General features: G+C 69.7%; 17 protein-coding genes. 7 read left to right on the plus strand and 10 right to left on the minus strand.

Annotation, left to right across the window (positions count from 1 at the left end):
* The first annotated feature begins 54 nt into the window (after nucleotides 1-54).
* The 4 genes from KK131_RS09865 to KK131_RS09880 all read left to right on the plus strand — a co-directional run bounded on the left by KK131_RS09865 (nucleotide 55) and on the right by KK131_RS09880 (nucleotide 4504).
* The gene (locus KK131_RS09865) at nucleotides 55-2229 is read left to right on the plus strand and encodes a TonB-dependent receptor (protein WP_214556468.1); all 2175 of its coding nucleotides are present in this window, start codon (nucleotides 55-57) and stop codon (nucleotides 2227-2229) included.
* A gap of 52 nt (nucleotides 2230-2281) precedes the next feature.
* Entirely contained in the window at nucleotides 2282-2785 is a 504-nt protein-coding gene (locus tag KK131_RS09870) for a DUF2938 domain-containing protein (protein ID WP_214556469.1), read from the plus strand.
* 106 nt (nucleotides 2786-2891) lie between these two features.
* The gene (locus tag KK131_RS09875; protein WP_214556470.1) at nucleotides 2892-4085 is read left to right on the plus strand and encodes an SAM-dependent methyltransferase; all 1194 of its coding nucleotides are present in this window, start codon (nucleotides 2892-2894) and stop codon (nucleotides 4083-4085) included.
* A complete protein-coding gene (locus KK131_RS09880) occupies nucleotides 4082-4504 on the plus strand; it encodes a VanZ family protein (protein WP_250887394.1) in 423 nt (140 codons plus the stop codon). The genes KK131_RS09875 and KK131_RS09880 overlap by 4 nt, the downstream gene beginning before the upstream one ends.
* Here KK131_RS09880 and KK131_RS09885 read toward each other — a convergent pair.
* The gene (locus KK131_RS09885; protein WP_214556471.1) at nucleotides 4481-6691 is read right to left on the minus strand and encodes an LTA synthase family protein; all 2211 of its coding nucleotides are present in this window, start codon (nucleotides 6689-6691) and stop codon (nucleotides 4481-4483) included. The genes KK131_RS09880 and KK131_RS09885 overlap by 24 nt on opposite strands.
* 415 nt (nucleotides 6692-7106) lie before the next feature.
* The gene (locus KK131_RS09890; protein WP_214556472.1) at nucleotides 7107-8333 is read right to left on the minus strand and encodes a multifunctional CCA addition/repair protein; all 1227 of its coding nucleotides are present in this window, start codon (nucleotides 8331-8333) and stop codon (nucleotides 7107-7109) included.
* 114 nt (nucleotides 8334-8447) lie between these two features.
* Between KK131_RS09890 and KK131_RS09895 the strand changes: the two genes are divergently transcribed.
* Nucleotides 8448-10037 carry a sulfotransferase gene (locus KK131_RS09895; protein WP_214556473.1) on the plus strand — a complete coding sequence of 530 codons (1590 nt, stop codon included), beginning with the start codon at nucleotides 8448-8450 and terminating at the stop codon, nucleotides 10035-10037.
* A gap of 12 nt (nucleotides 10038-10049) precedes the next feature.
* Here the strand turns inward: KK131_RS09895 and KK131_RS09900 are convergent, their stop codons facing one another.
* Both KK131_RS09900 and KK131_RS09905 read right to left on the minus strand, forming a co-directional pair.
* A complete protein-coding gene (locus KK131_RS09900; RefSeq protein ID WP_214556474.1) occupies nucleotides 10050-10988 on the minus strand; it encodes a complex I NDUFA9 subunit family protein in 939 nt (312 codons plus the stop codon).
* Nucleotides 10989-11006: 18 nt separating this feature from the next.
* Nucleotides 11007-13046: a transglycosylase SLT domain-containing protein gene (locus KK131_RS09905; protein WP_214556475.1), complete on the minus strand. Its 2040-nt coding sequence runs from the start codon at nucleotides 13044-13046 to the stop codon at nucleotides 11007-11009.
* A 124-nt stretch (nucleotides 13047-13170) separates the two neighbouring features.
* Between KK131_RS09905 and KK131_RS09910 the strand changes: the two genes are divergently transcribed.
* Nucleotides 13171-14769 carry a glycoside hydrolase family 17 gene (locus KK131_RS09910; protein WP_214556476.1) on the plus strand — a complete coding sequence of 533 codons (1599 nt, stop codon included), beginning with the start codon at nucleotides 13171-13173 and terminating at the stop codon, nucleotides 14767-14769.
* Here KK131_RS09910 and KK131_RS09915 read toward each other — a convergent pair.
* The 5 genes from KK131_RS09915 to KK131_RS09935 all read right to left on the minus strand — a co-directional run bounded on the left by KK131_RS09915 (nucleotide 14683) and on the right by KK131_RS09935 (nucleotide 18475).
* Nucleotides 14683-15099, minus strand: a complete 417-nt coding sequence (locus tag KK131_RS09915; protein WP_214556477.1) for a hypothetical protein — start codon at nucleotides 15097-15099, stop codon at nucleotides 14683-14685. The two genes, KK131_RS09910 and KK131_RS09915, sit on opposite strands and share 87 nt — an antisense overlap.
* Nucleotides 15096-15908, minus strand: a complete 813-nt coding sequence (locus tag KK131_RS09920; RefSeq protein WP_214556478.1) for an endonuclease/exonuclease/phosphatase family protein — start codon at nucleotides 15906-15908, stop codon at nucleotides 15096-15098. Before KK131_RS09920 ends, KK131_RS09915 begins: the two co-directional genes overlap by 4 nt.
* Nucleotides 15909-16044: 136 nt before the next feature.
* Nucleotides 16045-16692, minus strand: a complete 648-nt coding sequence (locus tag KK131_RS09925; RefSeq protein WP_214556479.1) for a thiol:disulfide interchange protein DsbA/DsbL — start codon at nucleotides 16690-16692, stop codon at nucleotides 16045-16047.
* Nucleotides 16693-16753: 61 nt separating this feature from the next.
* Entirely contained in the window at nucleotides 16754-17641 is an 888-nt protein-coding gene (locus KK131_RS09930) for a thiol:disulfide interchange protein DsbA/DsbL (protein ID WP_214556480.1), read from the minus strand.
* A 63-nt stretch (nucleotides 17642-17704) separates the two neighbouring features.
* Complete coding sequence (locus KK131_RS09935) at nucleotides 17705-18475, minus strand: c-type cytochrome (protein WP_214556481.1); 771 nt, start codon at nucleotides 18473-18475, stop codon at nucleotides 17705-17707.
* A gap of 115 nt (nucleotides 18476-18590) precedes the next feature.
* Between KK131_RS09935 and KK131_RS09940 the strand changes: the two genes are divergently transcribed.
* On the plus strand, nucleotides 18591-19298 hold the full coding sequence (locus KK131_RS09940) for a GTP-binding protein (RefSeq protein ID WP_214556482.1): 708 nt from the start codon (nucleotides 18591-18593) through the stop codon (nucleotides 19296-19298).
* Nucleotides 19299-19344: 46 nt separating this feature from the next.
* Here the strand turns inward: KK131_RS09940 and KK131_RS09945 are convergent, their stop codons facing one another.
* Nucleotides 19345-19836, minus strand: a complete 492-nt coding sequence (locus KK131_RS09945; RefSeq protein ID WP_214556483.1) for a GAF domain-containing protein — start codon at nucleotides 19834-19836, stop codon at nucleotides 19345-19347.
* Nucleotides 19837-19878 lie beyond the last annotated feature (42 nt).

The following is a 19878-nucleotide window of genomic DNA, read 5'->3' on the forward strand; positions in this document are numbered from 1 at the left end:
AATGTTATAACATTACAGAATGAGAACCTCCTTCCACTCCTGCTGGAACTGCCGATGAAACCTTCCCTGCTCGCCTTGAGCCTTGCCGTTGCCCTGGGTACGACCGCCGTCCACGCCACCGACACGCCGCTGGCGCCGAATGCCGCCGCCACGAACGGGGACGATCCGACCGACGGCGGCAGCCGCAACAAGCAGCCGGCCAGGGTGCAGGACCTGGGTGCGGTCTCGGTCTCGGCCGCACTGGACCAGGCGCGCAATGCGCTGTCGCCGGATACCGGCAGCAGCCAGTACGTGATCGACCACAAGGCGATCGCGCAGCTGCCGCTGGGCGCCTCCACGCCGATGAACCAGGTGCTGCTGCAGGCGCCCGGCGTGGTACAGGATTCCTACGGCGGCCTGCACGTGCGCGGCGACCACGCGAACCTGCAGTACCGCATCAACGGCGTGATCATTCCCGAGTCGATCGGCGGCTTCGGCCAGAGCCTCGATGCGCGCACGATCGACAACGTGAAGCTGCTCGACGGCGCGTTGCCGGCGCAGTACGGCCTGCGCACGGCGGCGGTGGTCGACATCACCACGAAGAGCGGCCATGACCTCGGCAACGGCGGCAGCGTCGGCATCACCGGCGGCAGCAACGGTACGCTCAATCCGAACGCGTCGGCCTGGGGCAGCAACGATCGCTGGAGCTGGTTCTTCACCGGCAACTACATGGAAAACGATGCCGGCATCGAAAATCCCACGCCGAGCAGGAAGCCGATCCACGACCACACCAACCAGGTGAAGGGCTTCGGCGACATCAGCTACCTGATCGACAACGACACCCGCCTGAGCTTCCTGTTCGGCGTCGCCAACAACCGCTTCCAGATCCCGAACAACCCGAACCAGACGCCGCAATTCGGCTATCTCGATACGGTCGACTTCAACTCCGCCAACCTCGACGAACGCCAGCGCGAGAACACCCGCTTCGGCGTGCTGGCGCTGCAGGGCAAGCTGGGCGCGACCGACTACCAGGTGTCGGTGGGCCAGCGCTACAGCCGCCTCGCCTATGCGCCGGACCGGATCGGCGAGCTGATGTTCAACGGCGTCGCCTCCGACGTCACCCGCAGCAATCGCGCCAGCACCTTGCAGGCCGACTTCGCCATGCCGCTGGGCGACCGCCACACGCTGCGCTACGGTGTCTACGGCAGCTTCGAGCGCGCGGTCAGCGGCAACGACGCGTGGGTATTCCCGGCCGACGCCGACGGCAACCAGGCCAGCACCACGCCGATCAACATCCTCGACAACAGCCGCCTCACCGCAAAGACCTGGTCCGCCTACGTGCAGGACGAATGGAGCATCGGCGACACGTGGACGCTGAACTACGGCCTGCGCGGCGACCGCTACCAGCTGGTGCGCGCAGAAAGCCAGCTGAGCCCGCGCCTGGGCCTGGTCTGGCAGGCCACCGGCAGCACCACCGTGCACGCCGGCTACTCGCGCTACTTCACCCCGCCGGCGACCGAGATGATCGCCAGCAGCAACATCGCCAAGTTCGACGGCACCACCAACGCCGTGTCGGACATGGGCAACAACACGCCGCTGGCCGAGCGTTCGGACTATTTCGACGTCGGCGTCTCGCAGAACCTCGGCTCGGCCTGGACCGTCGGCGTGGACGCGTACTACCGCAAGGTGCAGCGCCTGCAGGACGAGGGCCAGTTCGGCTCCGCCCTGGTCTACTCCACCTTCAACTACGCCGCGGGCCGGGTGAAGGGCCTGGAGTTCACCGTCAACTACGAGCAGGGGCCGCTGTCCGCCTACTTCAACGCGTCGCTCGGCAAGGCGATCGGCAAGCGCATCATCACCAGCCAGTACAATTTCGCGCCGGACGACCTGGCCTACGTCGACAACCACTGGATCTTCCTCGACCACGACCAGAAACTGACCTCGTCCGGCGGCATCAACTACGCCTTGAACGACAGCACCCGGGTCGGCGCCGACTACCTGTTCGGCAGCGGCCTGCGCAAGGACGGCGACGTGCCGAACGGCGCCTCGCTGCCGGCGTACTTCCAGTTGAACCTCAACCTGTCGCACGACTTCGCGTTCGAACGCCTCGGCAAGCTGCACACCCAGCTGGCCGTGCTCAACGTGCTGGACCGCACCTACGAGCTGCGCGACGGCAGCGGCATCGGCGTCGGCGCGCCGCAGTTCGGCCCGCGCCGCGGCGTGTACCTGAGCGTGCAGAAGGATTTCTGAGCCTGATGACCGGCGAGGGCCGGGCTTCCCCATGAAGATGGAGTAGCGATGCATGTCCGAGGGATGGGAACTGGCCGCACGCGTCGTGTTGATCGGTAGCGGCGCCACGCTCGCGACCGACCTGTGGGCGCGCCTGCTGAAGTACGCGTTCGGCGTCCCGCTGCCGGACTGGCGCATGGTGGGCCGCTGGCTCGGTCACATGCCGGCTGGCCACTTCGTGTATAGGGGCATGGCCCGGGCCGCGCCGGTACGTGGCGAACGGGCTGTGGGCTGGGTCGCCCATTACGTGATCGGCATCGTTTTCGCGGCCATGCTGATCGCCATCGCGGGAGTCGCGTGGGCACGACAACCGACACCGGTGCCGGCGCTGCTGCTCGGATTGTCCACGGTGGCCTTTCCGTTCCTGCTGATGCAGCCCTGCATGGGCGCCGGGTTTGCCGCTTCGAACACGCCGTCGCCGAACCAAGCGCGCTTGCGCAGCGTGCTGAACCATGCCGTTTTCGGCGCGGGACTCTACGTCGCCGGGCTGCTCGTGGCGCGGTGGATGCCCGGCTGAGCTGTCGGCGTCGGCTGCGATGGCAGGCATTTCGCGCCGCTCCCGTCCGGGCCTGCTGGCGAGGGCATCCGCTATGCTTGCCGCGTTTCGATGATCGGCAACCGCCATGCCCTCCCGCCTCCCCGAACCCAGCGCCGACGAGCGCGCCCATTCCGACCGCCTGCTGCAGCTGCTGCGCGAACAGATCGCTTCGCATGGGCCGATGCCGTTCTCGCAGTACATGGAGCGCTGTCTGTACGCGCCGGGGCTGGGCTACTACAGCGCCGGCCGCACCAAGTTCGGCGCGGCCGGCGACTTCGTCACCGCGCCGGAGCTGGGTGGCCTGTTCGCCGGCTGCGTGGTGAATGCGGTGCAGCCGGTGCTGGCGATGCTCGGCGACGAGGCGGACTTCCTTGAATTGGGCGGCGGCAGCGGCGCCTTCGCCGAGGCGGCGCTGAACGCGCTGGCGGCCAGCGGCACGCTGCCGCGGCGGTATCTGATCCTGGAACCCAGCGCCGACCTGCGCGAGCGCCAGCGCGAACGCCTGCATGCAAACCTGCCGGCGGAACTCAACGCCCGCGTGCAGTGGCTGGATCGTCCGCCCGAGCACGACTGGCGCGGCGTGCTGTTCGCCAACGAAGTGATCGACGCACTGCCGGCCACGCGCTTTGCGATGCGCCAGGGCGAGGTGTACGAGGAACACGTGGCGCTCGACGGCGAAGGCCGCCTGATGCGCGTCGACCGCCCGGCCGATGCGCTGGTGTCCGCCGCCGTGCGCCATGTCGAGCGCGACCTCGGCGTCGACTTCGTCGATGGCTACCGCTCGGAGATCCTGCCGCAGCTGCCGTACTGGATCCAGGCGGTCGCCGGTACGCTGGTCGCCGGGCTGATGCTGTTCGTCGACTACGGCTACGTGCGCCGCGAGTTCTACCTGCCCGAGCGCGACGACGGCACCTTGATGGCGCATTACCGCCACCACGCGCACAGCGACCCGCTGTACCTGCCGGGCATGAACGACCTCACCGCCTCGGTCGACTTCACCGCGCTGGCCGAGGCCGGCAACAGCGCCGGCTTCGGCGTGGCGGGCTACCTGCCGCAGGCGCAGTTCCTGATCGGCGCGGGACTGCAGGACGTGTTCGAGCGCGAGCACGCGGCGATCGCCGACGAGCATGGCCGCTACCGGCTGGCGCAGCAGGCGAAGCGGCTGATGCTGCCCGAGCAGATGGGCGAACGCTTCCAGGCGATGCTGCTGGTGTGCGGCCTCGAGGCGCTGCCGCTGCCGGCCGAGCTGCTCGCCGCCGACCAGGGAGAGCGGCTTTGACTGAGCGCGAGACGGTTCGGACGTCCGGACGGCTGCGCTGGCATCGCGCCTGGGTCGCGCTGGGTAGCACGATCATGCTGTGGGTGCTGTGGATGGCGCTGCGCCCGGACCCCGGCGTCACGCTGGATGTCCCGTACGGCGACAAGCTGCTGCACGCCACCACCTTCACCTGCCTGATGGGCTGGTGGGGCAACGTCTATCGCGAGCGCCGTGCGCGCGGCTGGGCCGCGCTGGGCTGTCTGGCTTTCGGCGTCTTCATCGAGTTCGCGCAGTGGCTGGACCCGCCGCGCGACGCCGACGCGCTGGACGTGCTCGCCGATGGCGTCGGCATCGTCATCGCGCTGTTGCTGCTGCGCACATCGCTCGCCAGCGTGCTGGCGAGCGTGGAAGCGCGCTCAGTGCGCCGGCGCGGGGGCTGAGCCGGCCGCTGCCGGCGCCGCCGTCGAGCTGGCCGGTGCCAGTGCCGCGGCGGGTTCCGCCGGCAACGGTTCCACCGGCGTCGCATCGGCCGGGCGGCGTGCCAGCTGGCCGCGCTTGAACAGCTCGCTGGCGACCTGGTAGTAGGCGACCGCCTGGGCGATCTGCTCCTGGTTCTGCGGCGCGATCGGGGTAGCGTCGCCGCTGGCGTAGTCCGGCTTCATCTGCTCCAGCTTGCGTTGCGGCTCCAGCACGGTGAGCACGTCGTCATGCAGGTAGCCGAGCTTCTCGTAGGTGGCCGGGAACGCGCGCTCGCGGCCGGGTTCCAGCTGGAACAGGTCGTAGCCGAAGAAGCGCGAGCGGTAGCTGAAGTTGAGCAGGCCGAGCAGGGTCGGTGCGATGTCGACCTGTCCCATCAGGCGATCCACGCGCTGCGGCGGGATGTGCTTCGGCGCGTAGATCCACAGCGGCACGTGGTAGCGGTTCACCGGCACGCTGGTCTTGCCCGCGCTGGAGGCGCAGTGGTCGGCGGTGATCACGAACACGGTGTCGTCGAAGTACGACTTCTCCCGCGCGCGCTTGATGAAATCGCCGATCGACCAGTCGGTGTACGCCACCGCGCCCTGGCGGGTACCGTTGGCCTGCTTCACGCGGCCTTCCGGGAAGGTGAACGGCCGGTGGTTGGAGGTGGTCATGATGTGCAGGAAGAACGGCTTGCCTTCGGCGTGGATCTGATCCATCTGGCCCAGCGCCAGCGTGTAGAGGTCCTCGTCGGCAACGCCCCACACGTTCTCGCTGTGGATCGTGGCGGTCTTCGGGATGTCGCGCCGGTCGACCGCGCGGTAGCCGTTGTGGCTGAAGAAATAGTTCATGTTGTCGAACTCGCCGTAGCCGCCGTAGACGAAGTCCGACTGGTAGCCGCGGTCGTTGAAGATGCCGGCCAGCGAGAACAGGTTCTCGTTGTTGTGCTCCTTCAACAGCGAGTCGCCGGGCGTGGGCGGCACCGACAGCGACAGCGCTTCCAGCCCGCGCACGGTGCGCGTGCCGTTCGCGTACAGGTTGTCGAAGAACAGGCTCTGGCCGACCAGCGAATCGAGATACGGCGTGATGTGGTCCTGGTTGCCGAACGTGCCCAGGTAGTCGCCGGACAGGCTCTCCACGCTGATCAGCACCACGTTGAGGCGCTTCTCCGGGCCGACCCGGCGGATCGCGCGGGTGAGGTCGTGCGGGTCGTCGCTGACGTAGGTCGCTTCCGGCGTCTTCAGCATCTCGCGCACGCGGCGGAACGCCTCGTCGTCCGGCAGCGTGCGGTAGAACTTCGCGTAGTCGAGGTGGCTGCTGCGGAACGCGTTGAAGAACTGGTAGATGCCGTTGCCGGCCAGCTCGTTGACGTAGTTGTTGCCGGTGCGGTCCTTCATGCCGCCATTCACCGCGGCGACCGAAATGACCGTCAGCACCAGCCACAGCAGCGCCACCTTGCCGCGCTGCCAGAAGCGGCTGCCGTCGTCGCGCACGCGCAGGGCGCGCCGGCCGAGCGCGAACAGGACCAGAGCGACCACCGCCAGCAGGGCCAGCCAGCGGCCGATCGGATAGGACTCGCGGATGTTGCCGATCACCTCGTTGGTGTAGACGAGGTAGTCCACCGCGATGAAGTTGAAGCGCACGCTGAACTCGTTCCAGAACACCAGCTCGGACGCCGCCACGAACAGCAGTCCGTACAGCAGTACCAGCGCCAGCCCGTACAGCGCCCACTGGCCGGCGCGCGAAACGTAGGCGAAGGCCGGCAGCGGCAGCAGCAGCAGGAACGGTAGCACCAGCGGCCAGGTCATGCCCAGGTGGGCGCGGTAGTGCAGGTACAGCGCGGCTAGGCACAGCGCATACACCAGCGCCAGCGCCAGCAGCCAGGCCAGCCAGCGCGCCAGCCCTGACACCGTCGCGTGCCGCGTCGGCACGATCCACAGGAACAGCACCAGCGGCCACGCCACGTAGATGCAGGTGACCAGGTCGTAGCCCAGCCCCACGCCGAACGCGTACAGCAGGTTCAGCGGCGTGTGCGGCACCTCGCTGCCGGACATCACCAGCAGCACCACGCGGGTGGCGAACGAGATCGCCAGGTAGGTGATCGCCAGCCACAGCAGCGGACGGAAACGTTGACGCAGGGGAGAGGTCGGGGTGAATGCACTCGACACGGGCAACTCCAGCAAAAGGTGATCGGATGCCCGCGACGGGCTGAGGTCATCCGGGCTTTATACCGCGGATCCGCTTGGCTGAGAGCCTGTTCATGATCTCCAAGTGCCCCGCGTTGTCATCGAGTGGCCGCCAGGTGGTAGTGCGTGGCGCAGCGCCTGACTGGCCGTCAGAGCCTGCCCCTGCGAAGGCAGGGGCCAAGCCGCGCGCTGCCGCATGGCGGCCACTCGATGGCAACCCGAAGGGCCGGGTCTGTTTGCCCGCATGCCGGCGTCATCACTCGGTCGTGGACGGACGTCCACTCCTCGCTCCTCAAAGCCGAGTCCATCCATGGACTCTCCCCGCGTGCCCTCGTTCTTCCTTGGCCTGCGCGCAAACAGCTCCCGGCGCGGGGTACTTGGAGATCATGAACAGGCTCTAAGGATGAGTTTTCAGCGCGGCGATGGCGTGCATCCGCGCCGTTTCCATCGCCTGGCCTATCGCCGGGCCGGCCAGGCCACGGGCGACGAAGTCGGCGGACTCGACCGCGGCGGCGGCGGCGCGCGCCTCGCGCAGGTAATCCGCCTGCGGGTAAGCGTCGTGCTCGTGGCCGCGCCGGCCGCGCTTGTCCGCCTCGCAGGCCGCGAGGAAAAGCTCCAGCCGCGCCGGCCGGCGCAGGGCGTCCAATGCGCCCAGCAGCTTCAGCACCGTAGCCGGCTTCAGCTCGAACGCGCGGTGCACGTTCAGGTGTTCGCGGCAGACCAGCTCGGCCAGCGCGGCGTGTTCGGTCGGCACCTTCAGCCGCGCCGCCAGCGCGCGAAGCGGCGCCACGCCGCGATGCTCGTGGCCGATGTGGCGCGGCAACTCATCGGCTGGCGTCAACGCCTTGCCGAGGTCGTGGGTCAGCGCGCAGAAACCCACCACGTCGTTGCCCGGCGCGAGCCGCGCCGCCGCGTCCAGCACCATCTCCACGTGCACGCCGGTGTCGATCTCCGGGTGGAACTCCGCGCGTTGCGGCACGCCGTACAGCGCGTCGACTTCGGGAAACAGCACGGCCAGCGCGCCGCATTCGCGCAGCACGCGCAGAAACATGGACGGCTGCGGCTCGGCCAGCGCCTTGCGCGTTTCCGTCCACACGCGCTCCGGCACCAGGTGGTCGACCTCGCCGTCGGCCACCATCTGCCGCATCAGCGCCATGGTTTCCGCGGCCACGCTGAAACCCAGCGGCGCAAAGCGCGCGGCGAAACGCGCCACCCGCAGCACCCGCACCGGATCCTCGACGAACGCCGGCGACACGTGGCGCAGCATGCGCGCCTCGATGTCGCGCACGCCACCGAACGGATCGGTCAGCGCGCCGTGCTCGTCCTCGGCGATCGCGTTGATGGTGAGGTCGCGCCGGGCCAGGTCCTGCTCCAGCGTGACCGTCGGGTCGGCCTGGAACACGAAGCCGTGATAACCGCGCCCGCTCTTGCGCTCGGTGCGCGCCAGCGCGTACTCCTCGCTCGTCTGCGGGTGCAGGAACACCGGGAAATCCTTGCCCACCGGCTTGTAGCCCAGCGCCAGCAACTCCTCCGGCAATGCGCCGACCACCACGTGATCGTGGTCGACCACCGGGCGGTCCAACAGTTTGTCGCGGACCGCGCCGCCGACCAGATAGATGTGCATGGGGGGATTCTGCCATGCGTGGCCGGGCTGGGATGGCATGGCGGCGCTTTATGCCGCCGCCCCGCTCACGTAAGCTGGCGATTGAAACCGACGGCAGGCAGGGGATCCTCGACCATGGTGGCAAAGCAGGCTCATCCGCTGCTGCGGGACCGTGCCGCGGGTTTGTCGCCGGAGGCGGTGCAACTGCTCGAGGAAGCCAGCGGCGCGATGGCCGACGGCGAGCTGGATCGTGCCGAGGCAGCCCTGGCGGCGGTGCTGGCGCTGGCGCCCGATGGCGTGGAGGCACTGCGCCTGTCGGGCCAGCTGCAGCAGTTGCGCGGCAACTACGCGCAGGCGGTGGCGATCCTGCGCCAGGCGCTGGCGAAGGATCCGCGCGATGCCCTGGTGCACATCAACCTGGGTGTTTCGCTGCAGGCCCAGGGCGAGAACGAGGCGGCCTTGTCGGCGCTGCAGCGGGCCTGCGAACTTGCGCCCGACTTTGCGCCGGCGTGGTTCAACCTGGGGCGGATGTTCCAGTTGCAGGGCCGGCCGGCCGGAGCGATCACCGCGCTGCATCGTGCGCTGGATATCGATCCGGACCATATCGCGGCGCGGCTGGTGCTGGCCTCGGCGCAGACCGGCCTCGGCGCCGAGGCCCAGGCGGCCGCGAACTACCGCGAGGTGCTGCAGCGCCAGCCCGGCCATCCGGAAGCCTGGAGCGGCCTGGCCGGACTGGACACCGAGCGCTTCGGCAGGGACGACGTGGCCCAGCTGCAGCGCGCCTTGCAGATGCCGCAACCGGCACCGCTGGCGCGCATCCGGCTCGGCTTCGCACTGGCGCGTGCGCTGGAAGACCAGGCCGACTATCGCGCGGCCTTCCGTGCCTTGCGCAAGGCCAACGCATGGCGGCGCCGGCAGCTGAACTGGAACGCGGCGGCCATGCGGGCGCGCGCCGACGCCATGCTCGCGGCGTTCGCCGGGCCGCTGGCCGGTGCCGCGGATGCCGCGCTGGGCGAGCAGGTGATCTTCCTCATGGCGCTGCCGCACGCCGGTGCCGGGTTGACCCGGCAGATCCTTGCCGCGCACCCGTACGTGGGCGGCGTCGACGAGTCGCCCGACCTGCAGCGGGTGATCAGCGACGAATCGGCCCGGCGCGGACAGCCGCTGTTGCAGTGGATCGGCTCGGCCACGCCGGCGGACTGGGCGCGCCTGGGCCAGGACTACCTGGCGCGGACCGCGCATTGGCGCCGCGGCCTGCCGCGCTTCATCGATGCGAACCGGCTGAACGGGCGCGTGGTGGGCGTGGCGCTGGCGATGCTGCCGGGCGCACGGGTGGTGCACTGCCGGCGCGACGCCCTCGAAACCTGTTTCGCCTGCTACCGCCAGCTGTTCGTCAGCGGCCACGACTTCAGCTACGACCTGGACGACATCGTCAGCTACTGGCGCGACCATGAGCGGCTCGGCCGGCACTGGCAGCGGCTGTTCCCGCAGCGTTTCCTCGAATACGACCATGAGGCCTTGCTGGCCGATCCCGAGACCCAGGTGCGCCGGCTGCTGGCGTTCTGCGGGCTTGAATATGACCCGGCCTGCCTGGGCTTCCAGCACGAGCCGACGGAGGCGCGCACGGCACTGCGCACGCGCCAGCCCTGGTTGCGCGAGCCGGCCCTGGCCGCGCGCTACGGCGCCGAGCTGGATCGCTTGCGGCTGCTGTTGGGCGTGCGCTGATCCGCGCGGTGCTCAGCGTCGCGGCGAACGTGCCGCGGCCAGCCGGCGGTGCCGCGGCGGTTCGCCGAGCAGCACCGGCAGCCACGGCGTGAACGGTTGCGGCACGATGCCGAGCGCGGCGTAGCCGTCGAGCTTGCCGACCGAATCGGTGCGCAGCGAACGGAAGTTGTCCAGCGAAAAAGGCTTGCCGGGCAGCAGCTCGGCGAACTGCGCCTGCAGCCGGCCGAGGCTGTCGGGCAGCGCGACGATCGGCGTGCGCAGGCCGGCGGCGGCGCGGATCTTGCGCACGATCTCGCCCAGCGTGAGCACCTCGGGGCCGTACAGTTCGAAGCTGCGCCGCTGGCCCAGCGTCGCGTGATCGACGCAGCGGGCGATCGCTTCGGCCACGTCGCCGACCCAGGTGGGCGCCATCCGCGCCTGCGCGCGCGCCAGCGGCAGCGCAGGCATCTGCCGCAGCAGCTTGGCGAAGCGGCTGACCAGGCCGTCGCCGGGGCCGAAGATCACGCTGGGCTGGTAGATCGTCCAGTCCAGCGCGGACGCCCTGACCAGCGCCTCGGCTTCGCCGCGGGTCTTCAGGTACTGCGACAGGCCCTGGCCGGCCTTCAGCGAGCTCATCTGATGCAGGCGACCGACGTCGCTGGCGTGGCACGCGGCGATCAGCCGGCGCGCCAGTTCCACGTGCGCGCGCTGGAACGTGTGCCGGCCGCGCGGGTTGAGGATGCCGACCAGGTTGATCACCGCGTCGGCGCCGGCCAGCTGCCGGCGCAGCACGTCGTCGTCGTAGATGTCGGCATTGCGCACGCTGACCGTGGGCAGCACGCCGAACTCGCGGTGCTGCTCGCGGTTGCGGCTGAGCAGCACGATGCGGTGGCCGTCGGCGGCCAGGCGCGGCACCAGGTGGCTGCCGACGAAACCGGTGCCGCCGAGGATGACGAGTTGCTGTGCGCTCATGCGAAGGCCCTCTTGCACTCAGGGCGTGGCGGACGCCGCACTGACCGCTGCCGCCGGCGCGACGGCCGGCGAACAAGCGACCGCACGCCGCGCCGTCGCGGCGGTCGGCAGTGCATACGACTGGCCGATCGGGCCCATGCGGGTGGCCAGCGGCACCACCGTGTCGCCGCTCAGGCGCCAATCGTAGATCACGCTGAACGCCATTACCCGCGCCACGTACTCGCGGGTTTCCCGGTACGGGATGGTGGCGACGAACAGGTCCGGCGCCAGTGTGCCGCGCATGGCCAGCCATTGGTCGACCTTGTTCGGGCCGGCGTTGTAGGCGGCGCTGGCCAGCCACGGCGAACCGTTGAAGCGCGCGGCCATCTGCGCCAGGTAGCGCGTGCCCAGCGCGATGTTGGTGATCGGGTCGTACAGCGTGTCGCCGCCGCCCCAGTCGAGCCCGTTGCGCTTCGCCACCAGCGCGGCGGTGGCCGGCAGCAGCTGCATCAGGCCGCGCGCGTCGGCGCCGGACTGCGCATCGCTCATCCAGGCGCTTTCCGCGCGCAGGATGCCGTAGGCCCAGGCCGGCTCGACCCCGGCCTGTTCGGCCTGCGGCACCAGTCCGTCCTGGCTGGCCAGCGGGAAGCGCAGGTCGTACAGCCGCAGTGCGTCGCCGCTGCTCATGGTGAACACGGCACGGTCGTACCAGCCGCGGCGGTTGGCCATGTCGGCGGCAATTCGTTGAGTGGCCGGGTCGGCATCCTGCAGTGCGCGCGTCCATTCGCGCCGCGCCAGCTTCGGCAGGTCCACCGCGTACAGCTCGAACGCGCGCAGCAGGCCGGGGTTGGCCAGCAGGGCCTGTTCGCGCTGCGGGTCGTCGGCCAGGGTCAGCGGGCAGATCGCGTACGGCTGGTCGAGCCGGTCGGCGGACAGGAAGCCGAAGAAGGTGGGCTTGTCGGCCTGGGCCTCGAACAGCTGGCGGGCCTCGTCGTCATGGCCCAGCGCGGCCAGCGCGCGGGCGCGGAAGTACTGCCATTCGCCGTCCTGCCGCTGGCTGGCGGGCATCGCGTCGATGCCGGCCAGCACCGCGCTCCAGTCCTGCTGCGCCAGTGCCGCGCGCACCCGCCATTCGCGGGTGCCGTCGGTCTGCGCGGCGGCGGGCAGGGCGATCAGCCGGGCCAGTGCGCCGTCGTCGAAATCGGTGGCGTGGTACAGCGCCAGGGTCTGCAGGACCCGGTTGCGTTGTGCTTCGCTGAAACGGAAGCGTGATTGCAGTTTCTGCCAGGCGGCATCGGCGCTGCTGGCCTGGCGCCGGGCCAGCCGGGTCAGCGCCAGCGTGGCGGCTTGCCGCTGGCGCGTGCCGTCGGGCCAGTCGGAGGCGGCCGCCAGCGCGGCGGCCGGATCGCGCAGCGCCAGTAGCAGTTGCTGCGCGGTGGCACGTTCGGCTGGCGGCACCCAGGCGACGAGGTTGGCGATGGTGCCGGCCTGGCCGGCATCGGCGGCGCGGTCGATCCGCGTCCACAGGCGCGCATCGGTCAGCAGGCCCTGGTTGTGCGCGGCGGCAAGCACCGGGTCGCAGGCGTCGGGCAGGTTCGGCTTGGCCCACAAGGCGGCCAGGTCGTGCTCGAAATCCAGCGTGCCGCCGCCGGCCAGGCGCGCCTGCAAGGCGTCGCAGGCCAGCGTGTCGCCGAGGCCGGGCTGGTACAGCGCGAGGAACGTGCCCCAGTCCTGCCGGCGCGCCAGTTCCCGCAGGAATGCGCGGCGCAGGTCGGCGGCGGGAATCCAGTCCGGATATTGCGCGAGATACGACTCCACGCTGGCGCGGTCGATCTGCTGGATGTCGTGTTGCAGCGCCGCGGCCTGCAGGTACGGATACAGCGGGTAGTCGCGCAGGCCGCTGGCCAGGCTGCGCCAGCCGTCGCCGCCTTGCTGGGCGGCGGCATAGGCCTGTTTGAAAGCGGCGCGCTGGGCAGCGTCGGGTTCGGCGGCGTGCGCCATCGCACTGGCCAGCAGCCAGCCGGCGGCCAACAGCAGCCAGGCCAGCGGAACACGCCGCGATGAAGCGGAAACAGACATGGGAACTCCTGCAATGGATCACTGGCAGTGTAGTCGATGCTTCCGGCCGGCTTGTCGCGATTCGGTGAGTGCGGACGCGCCTGCTAAGCTGGCACGCTTCATCTTCAGCATCTCCGGGATCGGCATGTCGCCAGCAGCTTCGCCTGTTTTTCGTCGCGTCTGGCCGGCGTGGCTGGCGCTGATGCTGGCGGCGCTGGCCGGGGCGACCTGGTGGTGGGCGATCGGCCGGCCGGTGGCGCTGCCGGATGCGCCGTCGACGCGGATCGCCTGCGTCTCGTACGCGCCGTTCCGCCTGGCCGGCGAGACGCCGCTGGACGTGAATGCCTACATCAGCCCCGAGCGCATCGACGCGGACCTGCGCGCGTTGTCGCAGCGCTTCGACTGCGTGCGCACGTACTCGCAGGGACAAGGCCTCAGCGCGGTGCCCGGGATCGCCGAGCGCTACGGCATGAAGGTGCTGCTGGGGATCTGGCTGGGCGGCGACGCGAAGGCGAATACGCAGCAGGTCGCGCTGGGCATCGCCACCGCGAACAAGTATCCGCAGGTCTTGCGCGGGGTGGTCGTGGGCAACGAGGTGCTGCTGCGCGGCGATCTGTCGTCGGCGCAACTGGCCGGTTATCTGCGCCAGGTGCGCGCGGCGGTCCACGTGCCGGTGACGTATGCCGACGTGTGGGAGTTCTGGCTGCGCCACCCCGAGCTGGCCGGCTCGGTGGATTACCTCACCATCCACATCCTGCCGTACTGGGAAGACCAGCCGGTGCCGCCCGAACGCGCCGTGCAGCACGTGGCGGCGGTGTACGCGCAGGTGCAGCAGGCGTTTCCCGGCCGCCGCGTGATGATCGGCGAGACCGGCTGGCCCAGCGCCGGGCGACCGCGCCAGGCGGCCAGCGCCAGCGTGGTCAACGAGGCGCGCTACCTGCGCGAATTCCTGCGCTACGCGACCACCGTGCACATGCCGTACAACGTGATCGAGGCGTTCGACCAGCCGTGGAAGCGCGCGCAGGAGGGCACCGTGGGCGGCTACTGGGGGATCTTCGACGTGCAGGCGCGGCCGAAGTTCGCGATGCAGGGCCCGGTGACCGAGGAACCGCACTGGTGGGCCGGCTGGCTTGCCGGCGCGGCCGGTGCCGCGCTGTTTGCGTTGATCGGCGCATGGCGGCGCCGCTGGCACGGCGGACGCGGCTGGAGCGCGCTGGCGCTGGCCGGCGCGGCCAGCGGCTGCGCGTTGGCGTGGCAGTACCGGCAGATGCTGTACGCCTGCCGCGACGGCTGGGAGTGGGCGGTGTCGCTCGCCGCCTGTGCGCTGGCCTTGCTCACCGCACTGCAGCTGGCCCGTTGGATCGCCGCGCGACTGGCCGGCATGGTCGCGCCTGCCGCGCCGCCGCGCTGGCTGCGGCTGGGCTGGCTGTTCGGGCTGGCGTTCTACGGGCTGTTGCTGGTGGTCGATGGCCGCTACCGGGATTTCCCGCTGGGCCTGTTCCTGCTGCCGTGCGTCGGCTATGCGCTGTTCGGCTGGCTGGGCGACCGGCGCGTACCGGCGATGCCGTGGCTGGAGGAGCGCTTTCTCGCGAGCTGGCTGCCGCTGCTGGCGGCGGCCGTGCTGGTGCAGGAGGCCGGGCTCACCGCGGTGGCATGGCTATGGCTGGGAATGAACCTGCTGCTGGCCGTGCCGGTGTTGGTCGACTGGCAGCGTGCGCGTCGCCTGCAGCCGCAGCAGGCGTAGGCAGCCGACCAGTACGGCCAGCGCGCCGCTCTCGAAACAGTACAGCTGCAGCGCGATGATGCCGAGCGCGGCGGCCAGCCAGGCCAGCCAGGCGCGTTTCCACAGCAGCGCCAGCACGGTCGCGGCGAGCGCCGCGATGCCGTAGACGTCGTGCAGGAAACCCAGTACCAGCCACTGCCGCCACTGGCACCACCACGGTGCATGGCCGCCACCGCACCGCTGCGCCATCGCGGAGGGCTCGATCACGCCGTAGCGCAGGCACGCCGCGAGCAGCGCCACCAGCAGCAACAGCAGCCACGGCCATGCCCGTTGCCATATCGTCGTGGTCATCGCCTGTGCCCCGGCGCGGCCTTGCCGCCGACGTGCGCCGGCAGACGGATTTCCGCCGCCAGCGGCAGATGGTCGGAGAACGCCTGCGGCAGCGCCCAGGTCTTCTCCAGGTGGATCGCCGGCGAGGTCAGGATGTGGTCCAGCGCGCGCCGCGGCTTCCAGCTGGGGAACGTCGGCGTCGGCTGTGCCGGCGGCTGCAGGGTGGACTTGGCGAACAGCTGCTGCATCTCGGCACTGCCTGGTTCGGTGTTGAGGTCGCCCATCAGCACGGCGTGCGGGAAATCCTGCAGCAGTTCCGCGATGAAGCCGAGCTGGCGCGCGCGCGCGGGTGCGCTCAGCGACAGGTGCGCGATCATCACCGCCAGCGCGTTGTCGCCTTCGCCGAACTGGGCCAGCAGCGCGCCGCGGCCAGGGATGCGGCTGGGCAGTGGGTAGTCCAGTACCGAGTGCGGCTCCAGCCGGCTGATCAGGCCGTTCGCCGAGTGCGCCAGCCTGGCCATCGCGCGGTTCGGCTGGTGGCTCCAGAACGGCAGGCCGGCGGTCTCGGCGAGGTAGCGGGTCTGGTTGAGGAAGCCCGAGCGCAGGCTGCCGGCGTCGGCTTCCTGCAGGCCGATCACGTCGAATTGCGACAGCACCTCGGCGAGCCGGTCGAGGTTGTCCATCTTGTTGCGCCCCGGCAGCACCGCGTTGATGCTGCGGGTGACGTATTCGCGGTAGCGCTGCACGCTGGCGCCGGCCAGGATGTTGCAGCTCAGCAGGCGCAGGCGGCGCTCGGCAGGGGCGGCTTGGGAGGTGGCGGCGCGGGTCATTGCAACACACTACACGGGAAGGGGGTGCCGGCGCCCATGTGCATGGATCATGCTCATGGGCCGGATGCGGCGGCCAGCATGATCCACCGGACGTGAATAGTGCACCAGCCGTGTTGCCGAACGCCGCGTGCGACGCTTATTTGCCGGCCAGTTCGCGCTTGACCAGCCATTGCGTCACCGCAACCATCTCGTCGAACGAGTGCACCGCGGCCACGCGGTACTTGCCGTTGACCACGATGGTCGGCGTGCCGTCCACCTGCCACTTCTGGATCAGCGCGAGATCTTCCTTCAGTTTCGCGGTGGCCTCGGGCGACGTGGCGATGCGCAGGAACTCGGCGCGGTCGACGCCCTCGCGGGCGTAGAAGTCGGCGAGTTCGTCCATCGAGTTGATCGGGTAGTGCTGGGCGAACTTGGCGTCGAACAGCGCCATGTGGGTACGCTCGACCACGCCGAGCTGCTTCGCCGCGTAGTACGCCCGCGCGTACGGCAGCCACTCGGCGCTGAACGGCGCCGGCAGCAGCTTGAACGCCACGCCGGCCGGCAGCTGCTTGCGCAGCTTCTCGGCGGCCGGCGCGAACTGCGCGCAGTGGATGCAGCCGTAGGAAAACACCTCGACCACCTCCACCTTGCCCTCGCTGCCGAGCCGCTGCTGCGGGGCGGGCAGGGTGACGTACTCGTTGCCTTCGGTGTACGGCGCCGTGCTGGATTGCGCGGTGCAGGCGCTGGCCAGCAGCAGGCCGACGAGCAGGGTGAGTACGCGCAGATGGGCGAATCGCTTGGACATGGGGTCTCTCTTCGCGTGGTGGCGGTGGGGTCGCCGTGCGGGTCAGATTAACCGAAGCGGCTTACTTGCCGGCGCTTTCCTTGGCGACCAGCCACTGGGTCAACTCGATCGACTGCGCGTAGCCGCCGGCGGAGCTTGCCGTGAAACGGTACTTGCCGTTGACGATCATGGTCGGCGTGCTGTCTACCCCGTAGGCCTTCATCAGGTCGTCGGCACGCTTCATCTTGGTGTTGACGGTGAACGAGTTGGCGACGCCGACGAATTCCTTCGGGTCGACGCCGTACTTGGCGTAGAACTTCGCCGCGTCCTCGATGGTCGGCCATGCCGAATGCGGCTTCAGTCCGCTGGCTTTCAGGTTGTAGGTGGACAGCTCGCCGCTCTTCCACACCGCGTCGAACATCGCGTCATGGGTCTTGCCGACCAGGTTCAGCGCCTGCGCCGCGTAGAACGCGCGCTGGTACATCGGCCAGTTCTCGTCCGGACGGAACGCGGCGGCCAGGTAATTCATCACCGCGTTCGGCGGCAGGCTCCTGGCGATCTGGTCGGCGGTGGAATGGAAGCCGTTGCAGGCCGGGCAACCGTAGGAGAACACCTCGGTCACCTCGATCTTGCCGGGATGGCTGGTCGGCTGCGCCGGATCGATCAGGAAGTAGTTCTTGCCTTCGACCCACTTGCCGTTGTCGACGAACGGCACCGCGGCCGCGGCCGGGGCGGGCGCGGCGGAGGTGGTCGCAGCCGGTGCGGCGGCGACCGTGCCGGTGGCGGCGGGTGCCGCGCTGCCGGCCGTTGCCGGTGCGGTGCTGCTGGCCGTGGTGCTGGCCGGCGCGGCTTCGGCGCTGCTGGTGACGGCGGGCGCGGCCTGCCGGGCAGCACTGCCGGTGTCGCTGTCATGGCTGCAGGCGGCAAGCGCGAGCAGGGCGGCACACAGGAACGGCAGACGCTTCAACATGGCAGACCTCGAGAGGCGGAACACAAAACGACAGCGCCGACACTTCGGTCGGCGCGGATTCGATCAGGGCGTGGCGGCCGGCTGGCTGTCGGCGCTGTGCAGGCCCTCGATGTAGCTGGCCAGGGCAGCGATGTCGTCGGCGCTCAGCTGCTTGGCGATCGCCGGCATGATCTGCGCGTGGGCATCGTCGCCCCAGGTGGTGCCGTCGTGCCAGGCCTTCAGCGTGGCTTCGATGTACTGCGCGTGCTGGCTGGTCAGCTGCGGATACATCGCGCCCGGATTGCCGCGGCCGTCGATGCTGTGGCACGCCATGCAGGCGGGGATGCCGCGCGTGGCGTCGCCCTGGCGGAACAGCGTCTGGCCGTGCTCCACCAGCGCCTGGTCGGCTACGCCGGGCAGTGCGGTCTTGCTGGCGAAGTAGGCGCCGACGTCGTGCATGTCCTGGGTGGACAGCGGCGCGGCCATGCCCATCATGATCGGGTTCTGCCGTTTGCCGGATTTGAAGTCGGTCAGCTGGCGCACGATGTACTGCTCGCTCTGGCCGGCCAGCTTCGGGTACTGCGCATCGGCGGAATTGCCGTCCATGCCGTGGCAGGCGCCGCAGACCGCGGCCTTGGCCTGGCCCGCGGTGGCATCACCGGGCTTCACCGCGGCTGCGGCAACAGCCGTGGCAGTGGCCGCGCTGGCGGGCGTTGCCGCGGTGCTGGCGGCGGCTGGCGTGGCAGTCTCCGGCTTGGCGTCTTGTGCCGTCACGGCGCCGGCGGACAGCGCCAGCACAAGGGCCAGGGCAGACCCGAGAACCGTGGGTCGAAAACCAGCGGACCGAAAACTCATACACTTGACTCCCGAGAGACTTGCGAACACTGCCAGGGATTGTGGCCATGCGGCCTGCAACAGGCAGAAACCTCAGAATTATCCCGTGCCACCCTACCTTGGTCAAACCATCCCCATGCTCAATCCCCTGCAGGGCGCGCAATTCGTGCTCGCCGCCCACCGCATCAGCCAGCTTCCCGCCGACCGGGGCGCCGAGGTGGCGTTTGCCGGACGCTCGAATGCCGGCAAGTCCAGCGCGCTGAATGCTCTGACCGGGCACAAGGGGTTGGCGCGTACTTCCAAGACCCCCGGCCGCACCCAGCAGATGGTCGCGTTCAGCCTGCCGCCGTACAGGGATGCACCAGTGCCGCGGGCGCAGGATGCGCAGGAGCGATCGCCTGCCGCAACCGCCGGCGAGTCGGCGCTGGAGCTGCGCCTGATCGACCTGCCCGGCTACGGCTACGCGAAGGTGCCGCTGGAGATGCGCGAGCACTGGAAGCTGGAGATCGATGCCTACCTGCACCAGCGCCGCAGCCTGCGCGGGCTGGTGCTGATCGTGGACATCCGCCATCCGCTGAAGGAATTCGACCGGATGATGCTGGAGTTCTGCTTCGCCACCCAGCTGCCCTGCCACCTGCTGCTGACCAAGGCCGACAAGCTCTCCCGCGGCCAGGCCACCCAGGCGCTGGCCGCGCTGCGCAAGCAGTTCGCCGCCGAAGGCCTGCATGCCACCGCGCAGATATTCTCGTCTTCCGCCGGCACCGGTGTGGACGAGGCGCGTCAGGCGGTGATCGCCTTGCTGCAGCAACCGCGCGAAGGCGCGCACCAGACGCGCGAGCGCTGAAGTTTGTGCGGGCGCGACACGGACTGCCTCGTCGGAGGCAGGGCGATCAACCGTGCACGGATTCCATGAACACCATGCATAGCGCTTCCATCCCGGCGCGGTCGTCTTCGTCGAAGCGGTCGGTGACCGGGCTGTCCACGTCCCACACGCCGAGCAGGCTGCCGTCGGGCTTGATCAGCGGCACCACGATTTCCGATTGCGAGGCGGCGTCGCAGGCGATGTGCCCGGCGAACGCGTTGACGTCGCGCACCAGCTGGGTTTCGCGCGTCTGCGCGGCGGTGCCGCAGACGCCGCGGCCGAGCGCGATGCGGATGCACGCCGGCTTGCCCTGGAACGGGCCGACCACCAGCTCGGTGCCGTCGTACAGGTAGAAGCCGGCCCAGTTGAGCTGGGGCAGGCTGTGGTAGACCAGCGCGCCGAAGTTCGCCGCATTCGCGATCAGGTCGCGCTCGCCGGCGAGGATGCCGCGCGCCTGCTGCACCAGGTCTGCGTAGTGCTCGCGCTTGCTGGCGTACGTATGGGCTTTCAGTTCGAACATGCGGCGTGTCCTGCAGCAAAGCCCGTATTATGCGCCGAGCGA

It is taken from the genome of Rhodanobacter sp. LX-99 (assembly GCF_018599185.1).
In the GTDB taxonomy this organism is placed as follows: Bacteria; Pseudomonadota; Gammaproteobacteria; order Xanthomonadales; family Rhodanobacteraceae; genus Rhodanobacter.